The 14710-nt window shown below is 69.0% G+C and carries 15 protein-coding genes; 12 read left to right on the top strand and 3 right to left on the bottom strand.

The genetic code is table 11. The annotated features are described in order from the left end of the window. Positions 1–160 precede the first annotated feature (160 nt). A complete protein-coding gene (tyrS, locus tag AC3WOH_RS18140; protein WP_492230714.1) occupies positions 161–1393 on the top strand; it encodes a tyrosine--tRNA ligase in 1233 nt (410 codons plus the stop codon). A gap of 166 nt (positions 1394–1559) precedes the next feature. Here the strand turns inward: tyrS and AC3WOH_RS18135 are convergent, their stop codons facing one another. After that, positions 1560–2456 carry a LysR substrate-binding domain-containing protein gene (locus AC3WOH_RS18135; RefSeq protein WP_492230713.1) on the bottom strand — a complete coding sequence of 299 codons (897 nt, stop codon included), beginning with the start codon at positions 2454–2456 and terminating at the stop codon, positions 1560–1562. Between the two features lie 158 nt (positions 2457–2614). Here AC3WOH_RS18135 and AC3WOH_RS18130 point away from each other — a divergent pair, with 158 nt between their 5' ends. The 6 genes from AC3WOH_RS18130 to AC3WOH_RS18105 are packed head-to-tail and all read left to right on the top strand — an operon-like array spanning position 2615 to position 8683. Continuing rightward, complete coding sequence (locus AC3WOH_RS18130) at positions 2615–3703, top strand: porin (RefSeq protein WP_492230712.1); 1089 nt, start codon at positions 2615–2617, stop codon at positions 3701–3703. Positions 3704–3717: 14 nt separating this feature from the next. Then, positions 3718–4695, top strand: coding sequence for a Bug family tripartite tricarboxylate transporter substrate binding protein (locus AC3WOH_RS18125; protein ID WP_492230711.1), 978 nt, complete (start codon positions 3718–3720; stop codon positions 4693–4695). Between the two features lie 20 nt (positions 4696–4715). Beyond that, positions 4716–5534 (top strand): aldolase/citrate lyase family protein, encoded by an 819-nt coding sequence (locus tag AC3WOH_RS18120; RefSeq protein WP_492230710.1) that lies wholly within the window; start codon positions 4716–4718, stop codon positions 5532–5534. A 6-nt stretch (positions 5535–5540) separates the two neighbouring features. Continuing rightward, complete coding sequence (locus AC3WOH_RS18115) at positions 5541–6425, top strand: amidohydrolase family protein (protein WP_492230709.1); 885 nt, start codon at positions 5541–5543, stop codon at positions 6423–6425. After that, the gene (locus tag AC3WOH_RS18110; RefSeq protein WP_492230708.1) at positions 6422–7513 is read left to right on the top strand and encodes a hypothetical protein; all 1092 of its coding nucleotides are present in this window, start codon (positions 6422–6424) and stop codon (positions 7511–7513) included. Before AC3WOH_RS18115 ends, AC3WOH_RS18110 begins: the two co-directional genes overlap by 4 nt. Positions 7514–7534: 21 nt before the next feature. Then, positions 7535–8683 (top strand): DUF5624 domain-containing protein, encoded by a 1149-nt coding sequence (locus AC3WOH_RS18105; RefSeq protein ID WP_492230707.1) that lies wholly within the window; start codon positions 7535–7537, stop codon positions 8681–8683. A gap of 87 nt (positions 8684–8770) precedes the next feature. Here the strand turns inward: AC3WOH_RS18105 and AC3WOH_RS18100 are convergent, their stop codons facing one another. After that, complete coding sequence (locus tag AC3WOH_RS18100) at positions 8771–9772, bottom strand: LysR substrate-binding domain-containing protein (RefSeq protein ID WP_492230706.1); 1002 nt, start codon at positions 9770–9772, stop codon at positions 8771–8773. A gap of 130 nt (positions 9773–9902) precedes the next feature. On the opposite strand from AC3WOH_RS18100, the gene AC3WOH_RS18095 reads away from it, so the two are divergent. Continuing rightward, positions 9903–10436, top strand: coding sequence for a DUF2917 domain-containing protein (locus tag AC3WOH_RS18095; RefSeq protein ID WP_492230705.1), 534 nt, complete (start codon positions 9903–9905; stop codon positions 10434–10436). A 140-nt stretch (positions 10437–10576) separates the two neighbouring features. Beyond that, complete coding sequence (locus AC3WOH_RS18090) at positions 10577–10972, top strand: DUF2917 domain-containing protein (RefSeq protein WP_492230704.1); 396 nt, start codon at positions 10577–10579, stop codon at positions 10970–10972. 82 nt (positions 10973–11054) lie between these two features. Here the strand turns inward: AC3WOH_RS18090 and AC3WOH_RS18085 are convergent, their stop codons facing one another. After that, complete coding sequence (locus AC3WOH_RS18085) at positions 11055–11462, bottom strand: BLUF domain-containing protein (protein WP_184857188.1); 408 nt, start codon at positions 11460–11462, stop codon at positions 11055–11057. A gap of 170 nt (positions 11463–11632) precedes the next feature. Here AC3WOH_RS18085 and AC3WOH_RS18080 point away from each other — a divergent pair, with 170 nt between their 5' ends. From AC3WOH_RS18080 to AC3WOH_RS18070, 3 genes are all read left to right on the top strand, one after another. Continuing rightward, a complete protein-coding gene (locus AC3WOH_RS18080) occupies positions 11633–12391 on the top strand; it encodes a Crp/Fnr family transcriptional regulator (RefSeq protein ID WP_492230703.1) in 759 nt (252 codons plus the stop codon). A gap of 90 nt (positions 12392–12481) precedes the next feature. Continuing rightward, on the top strand, positions 12482–13906 hold the full coding sequence (glmU, locus tag AC3WOH_RS18075) for a bifunctional UDP-N-acetylglucosamine diphosphorylase/glucosamine-1-phosphate N-acetyltransferase GlmU (RefSeq protein ID WP_492230702.1): 1425 nt from the start codon (positions 12482–12484) through the stop codon (positions 13904–13906). Between the two features lie 20 nt (positions 13907–13926). Then, positions 13927–14709 (top strand): sensor histidine kinase, encoded by a 783-nt coding sequence (locus tag AC3WOH_RS18070; RefSeq protein WP_492230701.1) that lies wholly within the window; start codon positions 13927–13929, stop codon positions 14707–14709. The last annotated feature ends 1 nt before the right edge of the window (position 14710 follow it).

The following is a 14710-nucleotide window of genomic DNA, read 5'->3' as shown; positions in this document are numbered from 1 at the left end:
CGGTGTGAATGCGGGGCAAGGCCAGGCGCACAGACTGTCTGTTTGCAGCGATTCGACAGGGCACGAGGCGGGTCGAAACAGCGGGCCCATTAGAATCCGCCTTCGCAATGTGGGCTGGAGTATAGCGGTGCACGCTGTATAGACATCCCAAAAAACCCTTATGAATCAATCTGCTGTTACAACGATGCCGGTTTCCGATGGTGTAGGACGGGCGCTTGAAATCTCGCTGCGCGGCGTGCAGGAACTGCTGCCCCAGGACGAATGGGTCAAAAAGCTCGCGCGCTCGGAGGCCACGGGCAAGCCCCTGCGCATCAAGCTGGGCCTGGACCCCACGGCACCCGACATCCACATCGGCCACACGGTGGTGCTCAACAAGATGCGGCAGTTGCAAGATCTGGGCCACCAGGTGATTTTCCTGATCGGGGATTTCACCAGCCTGATCGGCGATCCCTCGGGCCGCAACAGCACGCGCCCGCCGCTCACGGCCGAGCAGATCAAGGCCAACGCCGAGACCTACTACCGCCAGGCCAGCATGGTGCTGGACCCGGCGAAGACCGAGATCCGCTACAACAGCGAGTGGAGCGAGCCCCTGGGCGCCAGCGGCATGATCCAGCTGGCGGCCAAGTACACGGTGGCGCGCATGATGGAGCGCGACGACTTCCACAAGCGCTTTACCACCGGCCAGTCCATTGCGGTGCACGAATTCCTGTACCCGCTGATGCAGGGCTATGATTCGGTGGCCCTGCAGAGCGACCTGGAACTGGGCGGCACGGACCAGAAGTTCAACCTGCTCATGGGCCGCCACCTGCAGCAGGAGTATGGCCAGGAGCCGCAGTGTGTGCTCACCATGCCGCTGCTGGTGGGCCTGGACGGCGTGGACAAGATGTCCAAGTCCAAGAACAACTACATCGGCATCACCGAAGAGCCCAACACCATGTTCGCCAAGGTGCTGTCGATCTCGGACACGCTGATGTGGGACTGGTACACCCTGCTGTCCTTCTTGTCCCTGGAGCAGATCGCGGCCCTCAAGGCCGAGGTGGCGGGTGGGCGCAATCCCAAGGATGCCAAGGTCATGCTGGCCAAGGAGATCACCACGCGCTTCCACAGCGCGGCGGCCGCCGAGGCGGCCGAGCAGGATTTCAACAACCGCAGCAAGGGCGGCGTGCCCGACGAGATTCCCGAAGTCAGCCTGACCGGCGCGCCGATGGGCATCGGCGCGTTGCTCAAGTCTGCGGGCCTCGCGCCTTCCAGCACCGAAGCCGGTCGCCTGATCGATGGCGGCGGTGTGCGCGTGGATGGCAGCGTGGTCAGCGACAAGGGCCTCAAGCTCGACGCCGGCACCTACGTGGTGCAGGTGGGCAAGCGCAAGTTCGCCCGTATAAATTTGGGCTAACCCCCTGAGTCGCTTCGCGCCTTCCCCCTCAGGGGGACGCCCCCAGCGCGGCGGGGCGGCCCTTGCGCGGGGGCGCTGGCGTGGGCCGTGCCAGCTTCACCGCCGGCGGGCCTTTGAATCGTTGCAGCAAGTGCTCGGGCCTGTCTGACGGCAAGGGGCTTGCGCGTTATGGCGTGCTGGCCACCGCACGCAGCGTGGCCAGCATGGCCTCGGTGTGCGGGTCGGTGTCGGCGGCGCGGTAGGCCAGGTACAGGGTGGACGCCGCGTCCTGCTCGGTGATGGGCTTGTAGGCCACGCCTTCCAGGGCCATGCAGCGCGTGTCCTGCGGCACGATGGCGATGCCCAGGCCGGCAGCCACCAGGCCGACCATGAAGGCCGGCTCGCGCGCCTCGCGCACCACGCGCGGGCGAAAGCCGGCCTGCGCACACAGCTGCATCACCGGCCAGTACAGGCCGATGCCGGCATCGCGCGGGTAGGTGATCAGGGCCTCGTCCGCCAGGTCGGCCATGGCGACGCCGTCCTGGCGGGCCAGCGCATGCCCTTCAGGGACGGCCGCGACCAGCGGGGCGCGGTACCACTGCTCCAGGTGCACGCCCTCGGGCGGGCGCATGTCGGGCTTGCGCAAGATGCCCACGTCCAGCGCGCGCTCGTACAGCGCACCCAGCTGCGCCACGGAGGCCATCTCCTGCAGGTCGATCTCCACATGGGCGTGGTCCTGGCCGAAGCCGCGCAGCGCGCGCGGCAGGCGCTCGGTGAACATGGCCGAGGCCGTGACCCCGAGCGCGATGCGCCCGAAGATGCCGGCCGAGGCGCTGCGCGCCGCCTCCGTGGCGGCCTGGGCGGCCGCCAGGATGGCTCGGGCGCGCACCAAAAACTCCTTGCCTGCCTGGGTCAGGAACACGCGCCGCGTATCGCGCACGAAAAGCTCGGCGCCGATCTCCTCTTCAAGCGCGCGGATCTGCGTGCTCAGCGGCGGCTGGGCGATGTGCAGCCGCAGGGCCGCACGCGTGAAGTTGAGCTCTTCGGCCACGGCCACGAAGTAGCGCAGATGGCGCATTTCCATACGGGGGCTCCGGTGGGTCAGGGTTGTCAGGGGGTATTCATACTTTTTTGGTACTGATTTTGATCCAAAAACAGTATTTCCAGATATTGATGAGGGTCCCTAGCATCCGTCCTGTCGCCGCCCGAAGCGGTGCGATCCGTACAAAACAGGAGACAAGCTTGAACCCCCACCTGCCACTCGCCCAGCCTGCCCGGCCTGCCCGCGCCTTCCCCACCCCCGCTTCGCGTGCCGCCTGGGCGCTGGTCGCCGGCTTCGCAGCCAGTGCATTCGGCACCGCAGCGCATGCCCAAAGCGGCGTGACCATCTTCGGCACGCTCGATCTCAACATCACCCATGCCAAGGCCGGCAACACCTCGGCCACCACCATGTCCTCGGGTGGCAACCTGGTTCCGAGCCGGCTGGGTTTTCGCGGCACCGAGGACCTGGGCGGCGGCCTGGCCGCGAGCTTCTGGCTGGAGGCGCAGCTGCTGCCCGACTCGGGCGCGCTCGAAGGTTCGGCCCTGTTCCACCGCCGCTCCACCGTGAGCCTGTCGGGCACCAGTTGGGGCGAGGTGCGCCTGGGCCGCGACTATGCGCCCACGTTCTGGAACGTCTCGCAGTTCGCCCCCTTCGGCACCGTCGGGGTCGGTGGCTCGGCCAACATCATCGAAGGCTGGCCTTTCGGCACGGGTGGCGCCCGCACCTTCGTGCGCTCGGCCAACTCGCTGGGCTACCTGCTGCCGCGCAACCTGGGCGGGGTTTACGGCCAGGCCATGGTGGCGGCGGCCGAGGGGGCCGATGGCGCGCGCTACACCGGTGCCCGGCTGGGCTATGCCGCCGGCCCGGTGGACGTGGCCGTGGCCTACGGCGAAACTCCGGCCAAGGGGCAAACCAGCAAGGTGGCCAACATCGGTGGTTCCTACAACTTCGGCGTAGCCAAACTCATGGGCTACTGGCTGGACCAGCGCGCCACAGGCACCAAGCATTCCAACTGGCTGCTCGGTGCCACGGTGCCGGTCGGCGAGGTGGGCACGGTGCGCGTGTCGGTGGCCGAGGCCAAGGCGCGTGGCACCGGGGTGGGTGGAGACAGCGCACGCCAGATCGCCGTGGGCTATGTGCACGCGCTGAGCAAGCGCACGGCCCTCTACGGTGCGTATTCGCGCATCACCAACCGGGGTCAGGCCGCGTTTTCGACCAGCGAGTCCCCTGAGGGTGCACCGGGTGCGAATGCCTCGGGCCTGCAGTTCGGCATTTCGCACAACTTCTGAGCCAGGAGCACGCCATGCACAAGCGCAACACCCTTCTTCGCCTTCTGGCCGCTGCCGTCGCCCTGGCCTGCGCGGGTCCGGTCCATGCCCAGGCCACCCCGGGCTGGCCCAATGGGCCGGTGCGGCTGATCACCCCCACCCCGGTGGGCGTGGGTGCCGACGCCTTCGCCCGGCTCTATGCCGACCGGCTGGCCAAGCTGCTCTCGGCCCCCGTGGTGGTCGAGAACCGCCCCGGCGCATCGAGCACGCTGGCCACCGATGCCGTGGCCAAGTCCCCCGCCAATGGCCAGGTGTTTCTGTTCTCCACCAGCCTGCCCATCACCACGGTGCCGCACCTGATGGCCAAGCTGCCCTACAACCCCGAAAAGGACCTGGTGCCCGTGGCGGCGCTGTTCCGTGGCGGCTCCTTCATCGTGGCCAGCCCGTCGTTCAGCGGCAAGTCGCTCAAGGATCTGGTGTCCATCGCCAAGGCCAAGCCGGGCAGCGTCAACTACGCCACCTACGGGCCGGCAAGCACGGCCAACCTGGGCATGGAGCTGCTGCAGGATGCAGCGGGCATCGACATGGTGCAGATCGCCTACAAGCAAAGCGCCATGCCCGACCTGATGGGCGGCCAGCTCGACGTGGGCTGGGAGCCGGCCTCCTCGGCGCTGCCCAATGTCCGCTCCGGCAAGCTGCGTGCGCTGGCCTATACCGGCGACAAGCGCAGCCCCACGCTGCCCGATGTGCCCACGCTGTCCGAGATCTACCCCGGCCTGGAGCTGTTCACCACCATCGCCGTCTGGGCGCCTGCGGGCACGCCGGCGCCGGTGCTGGAGCGCATGCGAAAGGCCCTCGAGGCCGCCTCCAAGGACCCGCAGGTCGTGAGCGCCCTGCACGAGACCGGCAACGAGGTGCTCGGCATCACGCCGGCCCAGATGCAGGCCAACCTGGCGCGCGAGTCGCAGTCCATGGAACGCCTGATCAAGGCCAAGAAGATCGCCATCAACTGACCCACCAAAGCCGCGTTTCCATGTCCGCCCCACTTTCGTCCCCCCTTTCGCCCGCTGCCGGGGCTCCCTGGCTGATCGACCGGCTCACCCATGGCCACCCGGTGGCCGCCTTCGGTGTGCGCGGTGCCCGCACGCCCGAGATCGCGCGCCTGGCCCAAGCCAGCGGCCATGAGGTCATCTGGGTGGACCTGGAGCACAGCACCATGCCCATCGACGTGGCCGGGCAGATCTGTGCCTGCGCGCTGGACATCGGTCTCATGCCGCTGGTGCGCGTGCCCGAGCGCGAGTACGGTGTGATCGGGCGCCTGCTCGATGCGGGGGCGATGGGCATCATCGCGCCGCGTGTGGAAACCGCCGCGCAGGCCGCCGACATCGTGGCCGCCTGCCGCTTTCCGGCGCAGGGCCACCGCTCGGCCATAGGCACCTTGCCCCTGGTGCAGTACCGCCGCATGGCGCCCGAGGCCCTGTACCGCGCGGCCGACCAGGCCACCCTGGTCAAAGTGCTGGTGGAGAGCCCGCTGGGCATCCGCAACATGGCCGAGATCGCGGCCGTGCCCGGGGTGGACCTGGTGGCCATCGGCACCAACGACCTGAGTGCGGAGCTGGGCGTGCCCGGCGACTTCCGCCACCCCACGGTGCGTGCGGCGCACGAGGCGGCCTTGGCCGCCTGCCGGGCGGCGTGCAAGCCCCTGGCCATCGGCGGCATCGGCGACGCGGCCTACAGCGCCGAGCTGGTGCGCCTGGGCGCGGCCCCGCTGCTCATGACCGCCATCGACACCGACCTTCTTCTTGCCGCCGCGCAGGCCCGCGTGGCGCAAGCCCTTGCAACCCTGTCCTGAAATCCCATGGCCTCCGAGATCCTTGTTCCCACCCCCACGCGCGATGCAGACACCCTGTCGCGCCCCGCCTTTCCCATGCCGGCTGGCGCCTGTGACAGCCATGTGCATGTCTTCGGCCCGGTGGACCGCTACCCCCATGTGGCCCTGCCGCACTACACCCTGCCCGATGGCCCGGCACCGCTGCTCGACCGCATGACGCGCGGCCTCGGCCTCGACCGCTTCGCCATCGTGCAGCCCAGCTTCTATGGCACCGACAACCGCTGCATGCTCGATGCGCTCGACGAACTGGGCGGGCGGGCGCGCGGCGTGGCCATGGTGGAGGATGGCGTGGACGACGCCACGCTCGACGCCATGCACCGGCGCGGTGTGCGCGCCCTGCGGCTCGATCTGTTCCTGCGCGCACAATGGCCCATCGCGCGCATCGTCGACTACATCCAGCGCAGCGCCGAGCGCATCCGCCCCTGGGGCTGGCACCTGCAGTTCTACACACCCGGCTATGTGGTGCGCGACCTGGTGCCGGCCATGCCGGACATCGCCTCGGACTTCGTGATCGACCACATGGGCTACATGCTGGAGAGCGACGGCCTCACGCGGGCCGACTTCGACCGCCTGATCGCGGCCGTGGCTGGCGGGCGCGGCTGGATGAAGCTCTCGGGCCCCTACCGCATCGCCAAGGACGGCAACTACGCGCGCCTGCTGCCCTACGCCCAGGCCATCGCCGATGCGCTGCCGGACCGCACCATCTGGGGCAGCGACTGGCCGCACATCCCCAACGGGCAGATGGACACCGGGGCCCTGCTCAACCTGCTGGGCACATGGGTGCCCGATGCGGACCGCCGCAATCGCATCCTCTCTGACAACCCTGCGCGCCTTTACGATTTCCAGCCATGACGATGAACCTGCGCGAAATCCAGCGCCTGCCCACCAGTGCCGCGCGCGCCGTCGAGCCCTTCGCCATCGATGGCGTGCAGTACCTGGCCATTGCCCAGCTGTCCGTGGACATCCCGGGCACGGAGCCCGGCATGGGCGCGGGCAACAGCGATGTCGAAACCCTCATCTACCGCTGGGATGGTGCGGCCTTTGTGGAGTTCCAGCGCCTGCCGGTGCCCGGCGGGGAGGATGCCGAGTTCTTCACGCTGGACGGCCGCCACTTCCTCGCCACGGCCAGCCTGCGCAGCGGCCATGGCCCCTACGACATGTCGCCGGCCTCGGTGGTCTGGGAGTTCGTGGGAGGGCGCTTCGAACCCTTCCAGCGGATTGTCGGCACGGCCGCCAAGCAATGGCATTTCTTTCGCGTGCAGGAGCGCGCCTTCCTGGCGCTGGCCCAGGGGGCCGCGGGGCACAGCGCGCCTGTGGATGGAGCGGCACCGTCGTGCATCTTCGAATGGAATGGTGAGCGCTTTATGCCCTTCCAGTCCATCGAGTCCGCCTGGGGCTACAACTGGCTCGCGTTCACGGTGCAGGGCCGCATGCTGCTGGCCTATGCCGACCATGTGGCGCCCTCGCGCGTCCTGGCCTGGAATGGCGCGGCGTTCGACACCCTGCAGGTGCTCGACGGCGCCAGCGGCCGGGCGTTCTGCCACTTCCGCGCCTCGGGCGCCGACTGGCTGGTGTTCGCCAACCTGCTGGGCGAGACCTGGCTGCTGCGCTGGGACGGTGCCCAGTTCGCCGCCCACCAGCGCCTGAGTGGCCCGGGCGGGCGCGAGTTCGCCTGGCTGCCCGACGGCAAAGGCGATGGCGGCCATCTGGTGCAGGTCAACTTCATCCACGGCTCGCGCGAGGCGCCCATTCCCGAGCTGCAGTCGGTCATCTACCGCTGGCAGGGGGACGGGCTGGAAGCGGTCCATACGTTTGGCACCTCGGGCGGCACCGATGCAGCGGCCTTCACGGTGGGCGGTGTACCGTACCTGGCCGTCGCCAACAGCCTGAGCGGCGCGCTGCATTTCCGCACCGACAGCTGCATCTACGCCATTGCCTGAACGGACCCACCGGACCCCACCATGTACCAACCCCAAGCCGATTTTGCGGGCCTGTTCCATGCCTTCACGGGCGGGCCGGGTGCCATCGGGCCCGAGCTCACGGCGCTGATGCTGGCGCAGCAGGCCGGCAACCCGCTGCTGGTGTCCACGGCATCGGACATTGCACTGTTCCCGGGCCAGGGCGCTGCGCCGCGCATGGAGAGCTTTCGCAAGTCCACGCGCGGCTTCATCGAGCTCACTGCCATCTCGCACCTGCCCCTGGCCATGGCCTATATAGCCCGCCGGCGTGAGCTGGCCCCCGAGGGCGACGCCAGCTGGCGCACGCAGCTGCAGGGCCTGCTGCCGCACATTGCGCGCGTGCGCAGTGCCAATGTGGCCGAGATGTGGCGCCAGCATGTGAACCTGCCGGCCTTTGCCGGCCAAGAGGCGAAGATCGCCGCCCTGGTGGCCTACACGCTCGACACCACCGAGGCCTACATCCAGCGCGCGTTGGCCGATGCTTCGCTGCTGGACTTCGACGCGCTGGCGGCGCAGTACTTCGACCCGCCGGCGGAGCAGTTGCCGGTGTCCATGAACGCCATCATGTTCGCCACCTTCGGCCTGGCCTATGTGGACATCGCCTACCGCATCGGGGCCTGGCTGCGCGGCAGCGGCATCGACTGGGCGCGCGCCATGGTGCTGGTCAGCGGCCAGTCGGGCCGGCCCACGGCGGGGGTGACCTGGTCGTCCAACAGCATGTGCAACCTGGTCTGGCGCGTGAGCGATGGCCAGATGCCGGCGGATCGCCTCTACGTCGCGCCGCATGCGCCCGGCTTCTCGGTCGACCAGTTCCAGGACCGGGCCGCACTGGCCGAGCTGGAGCAGACCTACCGCCGCCTGTGGATGCACACGCGCACCAGCGTGGAGGTCTCGCGCCAGATGTTCGCCCAGCACCCGGCCTATGTGTTCTCGCCCGATACGGCGCGCGACATGCCGCCCATCCACGGCCTCGACGACCAGGCCGCCTGCGTGGCGCGCCTGCGCCGCATCATGGAAGACCCGCAGCAGCTGCTGGTGAACTGCGTGGCCGACTACGTGGTGGACGAGCTGCAGCGCAATGGCCACCGGCCCGGCGAGGTGCCGATACCGGGCTTCACCAACGTCGACTACGAGGGGCTTGTCCGAAACTAGCGATTTCCGGCGTGCCCTGCCTCGTCGGCTGCCCTGCCTGGTGATGGCGGCCGGCAGGGCAGGGCGTGCTGGATACTGCGCTGCAGTTCAGTCGAAGTCGTCCACGGTGTCCGGGTCGGGCACATCGCCCACGGCCTCGCGCGTGGCCTTGGCCTGGATTTCCAGCCAGGCGCAGAAGGCCTTGATCTCGGGGCGGTGCGCGCTGCGCGGGCCCACCAGCAGCCAGTAGGCCAGCGGCGAGTCCAGCCGGTGGTTGGGCAGCAGTTCCACCAGGTCGCCTGCGGCCAGCGCGTCGGCGATCAGCGGCATGCGCGCCAGCGCCAGGCCCTGGCCGCTCAGGGCGGCCTGCACGATCTGGTGCGCGTAGTTGAAGTACAGCCAGCGCTGGGGCTGCAGCTTGGGCTGGCCCTGGTTCTCGAACCAGCGCTGCCAGCTCAGGTACTCCAGGTGCGTGCTGCGGTGCGCGTCACCGGCCTCGATCAGGGTGAACTGGGCCACGTCGGCGGGCGTGCGCACCGGCGGGCTGCTCTTGATGAGCCAGGGGCTGGCCACGATGGCCAGCTGTTCGCCGCACAGGCGCACCGCTCCGGGCGGCATGTTGGCGGGCAGGCTGTAGCGCAGCGCCAGGTCCACGTCGGAGGTTTCCAGGTCCACCGGCACGTCGGTGGCGTCGATGCGGATGTCGATGCCCGGGTTGTCGCGCTGGAACTCCTCCATGCGCGGAATCAGCCACATCGAGGCAAAACTGGCCCAGGTGGTGATGGCCACGCTGCGCCGTCCGGCCGTCTGGCGCACCAGGCGCACCGAGGCATCCATGCGCTCCAGCGCCGGTGCCACCGAGCGCTGCAACTGGGCGCCCGCGCTGGTCAGCTCCACGGCCCGGGTGTGGCGCAGGAACAGGGCCACGCCCACCTCGTCCTCCAGGGCCTGGATCTGGCGGCTCACGGCCGACTGCGTCAGGGCCAGCTCATCGGCCGCGGCGCGGAAATTCAGGTGCCGTGCCACGGCCAGAAAGGCGCGCCAATGGCCCACGGCCACGGGGCGGGTGCGCGACAAGGGGGCGGCGGGGGTGGGGTCGGTGTTCTGCATGCGCTGGTTTTGAAAAATTATTCATGCGTTAGTGGCATCAATGGCGTGCTGCGTTTTCATTGGACCGCAGGCCTCTACAGGCGGATCATCCAGGCTCTACAACGTTTTTTCAAGCAGCAAGGAGCACACCATGTCGTCCCGTACCGTTCTGGAATCGCAACAATCCGCCATCGCCTCCACGGCCGGCCGCGTGTTGGCCGGAAGCTGGAAGCTGGACGCGGGCCGTGCCATCACGCTGAACCCGCGTGAGCGCAGTGTGCTGGAAATCTCGCAGGGCCGGGTGTGGCTGTCGGTGGGCGCACGGCCCGGCCAGCCCGACCAGGCCACCGAGGACATCGTGCTGGCCCAGGGGCAGGCCCTGGTCATCGAAGCGGGCCAGCAGGTGGTGATGGAATCGTGGTATCTGCGTGGTGGGGCACCCAGTGCGGTGGCCTTCTGCTGGGATGCGGTGCCTGCCGCCGCAGCGGTGTCCGATCCGGCGCTGGACTGGGAGCGCGGCGTGGCACAGCCGCTGCGCGACCTGGTCTGTGCACTCGGGCAGGGCGGTCGCGCCGTGGCTGCGGCCGTGGTAGCCACCCTGGGCGCCAGTGGCCGGCTGGCCGCCGGCCTGCTGCGGTTTGCTCTGCATCGGATAGCACCCCAGCGAGTGCGCATGCACGCTTGAGCAGGATTTGGCCGTCACCGGTATCCGGCCGTTTTTTGGATTGATGCCGAACTTGAATCAATCAGGCCCTCGCAATTCATTGGACGCTTTTCAAGCACAAGCGCACCATAGAGGCCTATAGGGTTTACCAGGAGAAAGCCATGACCGCATTGAATGTTCTGCAATTGCAACCATCCAGCGTCTTCGGCCGCGTCGCGGCCAAGGACACCATCAACACGCTCAAGCCCGGCCAAGCCGTCAGCCTGACACCGCGCAAGGCCATGGCACTGCGCGTGGCCGAAGGCCAGGCCTGGGTGACCCTGGACGATGGCCCGCACGGCGCCAGCCGCGATTCGGCCGGCGATGTCTTCCTGCAGGCCGGCCAGACCCTGTGGGTGGCCGCAGGCCAGCACGCGGTGGTCGAGACGCTGGGCAACCAGCGCCTGCAGTACCGCTGGGCGGCACAGCCGTCCCGTTCGGCTCCCGCATGGTGGCAGCGTGCCTCGCTGGGCATGACGGCCGTGCCCATGGTGGATGAAGCCGCCTGCTGCGCCTGACAGACCGATCGCCGCATTGCCAACAACGGCCGCCCGGGGCACCCGGGCGGCCGTTGTTGTTTTGGGGCCTGCTCAACAGGCCCTAGCGGTGCAGTTCCGCCCGCAAGGCCTCGAAAGCCGCCATGGCGGCTTCGCCATCGAGCAGGCCGAGCCGTGCCAGCACCTCGGTGTCTTCCACCGCCGTGAAGGCCAGACTGAACTGCCGGAAGCGCCTCGCCGGCAGCGGGCCGTGGTGCAGCACCTCGACGCCGGTGTGGCGCGGATCGTTGCGGATGCGCTCGGTGAGCTTGAGCACCTCCTTCTGCGTGCCTTCCAGTTGCTGGCAAAAACGCATGCCGTCGAAGATCAGCAGGCCGGTGATCCCGCGGCTGGCGTTGTGCACATGGGCGTGGCCGGCGATCTCGGCGACCACGGCCACGGGCTGCCCCTCGGCGAGGGTGCTGACGTACAAGGCTTCATACAGGGCGCTGGAGGGGATGAGTGGTGACATGGGTGCGGCGCAATGTAGGACCGCGCCCGGCGCCCCGCAATGTCAAAAGACATAGCACGATCGGTTGTTGCCAAAAGGCCGAACGGACCATCGGGCGACAGCAAGCAGCCGCCAAAAAATGCGCGCCGCAGCGGCGGAACCGGTGGCCGCATCCCTAGAATGGCGCCACCATGAACGCCACCTTGCCACCCAACGCATGCCCGCCCCACTGCCGGGAATGCCGGCTGCGCAGGACGCGGGCGTTCACCCCGGTGGAGCCCGAAGTGCTGGATTTCATCGAGGGCTTTCGCGCCTCGACCCTCTCGGTGCCCGCCGGTGGCGCCCTGGTGCACGAGAACCAGGCCAACTCCCGCATGTTCACCCTGTATTCGGGCTGGGCCTTCCGCTACAAGACCCTGAGCGACGGGCGCCGCCAGATCCTGAACTTTCTGCTCCCCGGCGATCTGGTGGGCCTGCAGCAGGAGTTCGGCGACCTCTCGGCGCATGGCGTCGAAGCGGTGACCGACTGCGCCCTGTGCGTCTTCCAGAACGACAGCCTGTGGTCCGTGTTCCGCGAACACCCGCGCCTGGGCTATGACATCACCTGGCTGGCCGCCCATGAGGAAGGCCATGTGGACGACAACCTGCTGACCGCCGGGCGGCGCAATGCCACCGAGCGCCTGGCCATGCTGCTCATGCACCTGTACCGCCGGCTGGAGCGGGTGGACCTGGTGGAGGCCGATGGCTCCGTGGCGTTCCCGATCAACCAGCAGCACATGGCCGACGCGCTGGGCCTGTCGCTGGTGCACACCAACAAGAGCCTGCGGCGCCTGGCACAGCTGGGCCTGCACGAGCTGGCCAACGGCCGCCTGCGCCTGCTCAATCCCCACGCGCTCGAGCGCATTGCCGAGTACTACGACCGGCCGCCGCGCCTGCTGCCCTTGCTCTAGCAGGACCGGCCGGGGGATGGCGGGGGGCCGATAATCGGCATCCTGTGCCCGCCCGCCATGGGGCGTGGGGCACACCCAATCACCATTTCCATGACGCAACTCGACATCCTCATCATGGCGGCCGGCAAGGGCACGCGCATGAAAAGCCGCCTTCCCAAGGTGCTGCAGCGCCTGGGCGGACGCCCGCTGCTGCACCACGTGCTGGACCAGGCGGCGCACCTGCAGGCCCGCAGTGCCACCGTGATCACCGGCCATGGGGCTGCCGAGGTGGAGGCCGCCACCCGGAATGCCGGTGCGGCCGGGGTCGAACTGGCCTTTGTGCGCCAGGAGCCGCAACTGGGCACGGGCCACGCCGTGCAGCAGGCCGTACCCCACCTGCGTGCGGACGGCACGGTGGTGGTGCTCTCGGGCGATGTGCCGCTGACCCAGGCCGATACCCTGCGTGCCCTGGTGGCGGCCGGCGGCGGAGAAAAGCTGGCGTTGCTCACCGTCACCCTGCCCGACCCCACGGGCTATGGCCGCATCGTGCGCAATGATTCCGGTGCCGTGCAGGGCATCGTCGAGCACAAGGACGCGAACGAGGAAGAGCGCGCCATCACCGAGGTCTACAGCGGCATCATGGCCGTGCCCGCGCGCCTGCTGGCGCCGTGGCTGGCGCGGCTGACCAACGACAACGCCCAGGGCGAGTACTACCTGACCGACATCGTCGCCATGGCCGTGGCCGATGGCGTGCCGGTGGTGGCGCACCGCATCACCGATGCGCTGCAGGTGGCGGGCGTGAACAGCCCGCTGCAGCTGGCCGAGCTGGAGCGTGCCCACCAGCAGCGCCAGGCCCGGGCCTTGCTGGAGCAGGGCGTGCGCCTGGCCGACCCGGCGCGCTTCGACCTGCGCGACGACGTGCGCACGGGCGCGCGTGGCGAGCTGGTCTGTGGGCAGGACGTGGAGATCGACGTCAACTGCGTCTTCACCGGCCGCGTGGAGCTGGGCGAGGGCGTGCAGATCGGTGCCCACTGCTGCATCGCCAACGCGCGCATCGCGGCGGGTGCGGTGGTGCATCCCTATACCCACATCGATGGTGAGAAGCTGGGTGCCAGCGTGGGCGAGGGCGCGCTGATCGGCCCCTTTGCCCGCCTGCGCCCGGGCGCGCAGCTGGGCCGCGAGGTGCACATCGGCAACTTCGTCGAGGTGAAGAACTCCACCCTGGCCGATGGCGCCAAGGCCAACCATCTGGCCTACCTGGGCGACGCCACGGTGGGTGAACGCGTGAACTACGGCGCGGGCGCCATCACCGCCAACTACGATGGTGCGAACAAGCACCGCACGGTGATCGAGGCCGACGTGCACATCGGCAGCAACTGCGTGCTGGTGGCGCCCATCACCATCGGTGCCGGTGCCACGGTGGGTGGCGGATCGACCATTTCCAAGGATGTGCCGGCGGGTTCCCTGGGCGTGGCCCGTGGCAAGCAGGTCGCGATTGCCAACTGGTCGCGGCCGGTAAAGCAGCCCAAGGCCTGAGCTGGGCAGGAGGCCCTGGCATGAGCGACGACGATACCCCTGAGACCGTGGAAACCCTGCGCGCCGAGCTGGCGCGCAGCCGCCAGCAGGTGGCCGACATGGCCGCCGCGCAGGAGGAGTTCCTGCGTGCCGTCTCGCACGACCTGCGGGCGCCGCTGCGCCATGTGACCTCGTACGGCACGCTGGTGCGCGAGGTGCTCGGCGACCTGCCGCCCGAGGTGGTGCAGTCGCCCGCGCTGCAGGAGGCGCTGGAATTCCTGGCCACCATGGACCAGTCGGCCCGGCGCATGGGGCTCATGATCGACGGCCTGCTGGCCATCACACGCGCCACGCGCGCGCCGCTGCACTGCACCACGGTTGCGCTGGCCGATGCTGTGGCCCAGGCGCGCACGGACCTGGCGGCGGCCGAGGCTGGGCGCGACGTGCAGTGGCACCTGGCGCCCGGTCTGCCCGCGCTCGATGCCGACGCCGGCCTGCTGCGCGAGCTCTTGGTGCAGGTGCTGGGCAATGCGCTCAAGTTCACGCGCGGCCAGGCCGTGGCGCAGATCCACATCGGCGCCGAGCCGCTGGCGGATGGCCGCGTGGCCGTGACCGTGCGCGACAACGGCACGGGCTTTGACCCCGCGCGGGCCGGTGCGCTGTTCGGCGTGTTCCAGCGCCTGCACCGCGAAACGGAATTCGAGGGCGTGGGCACGGGCCTGGCCCTGTGCCGCGTGATCGCCCAGCGCCATGGTGCGCAGATCACGGCCGAGGGCACGCCCGGCCAGGGTTGCCAGGTGCGGCTGGAATGGCCGCTGCCCTGAC

It is taken from the genome of Acidovorax sp. FW305-C-20-28, from assembly GCF_058783375.1.
This window is presented reverse-complemented; position numbering and strand designations above follow the sequence as displayed.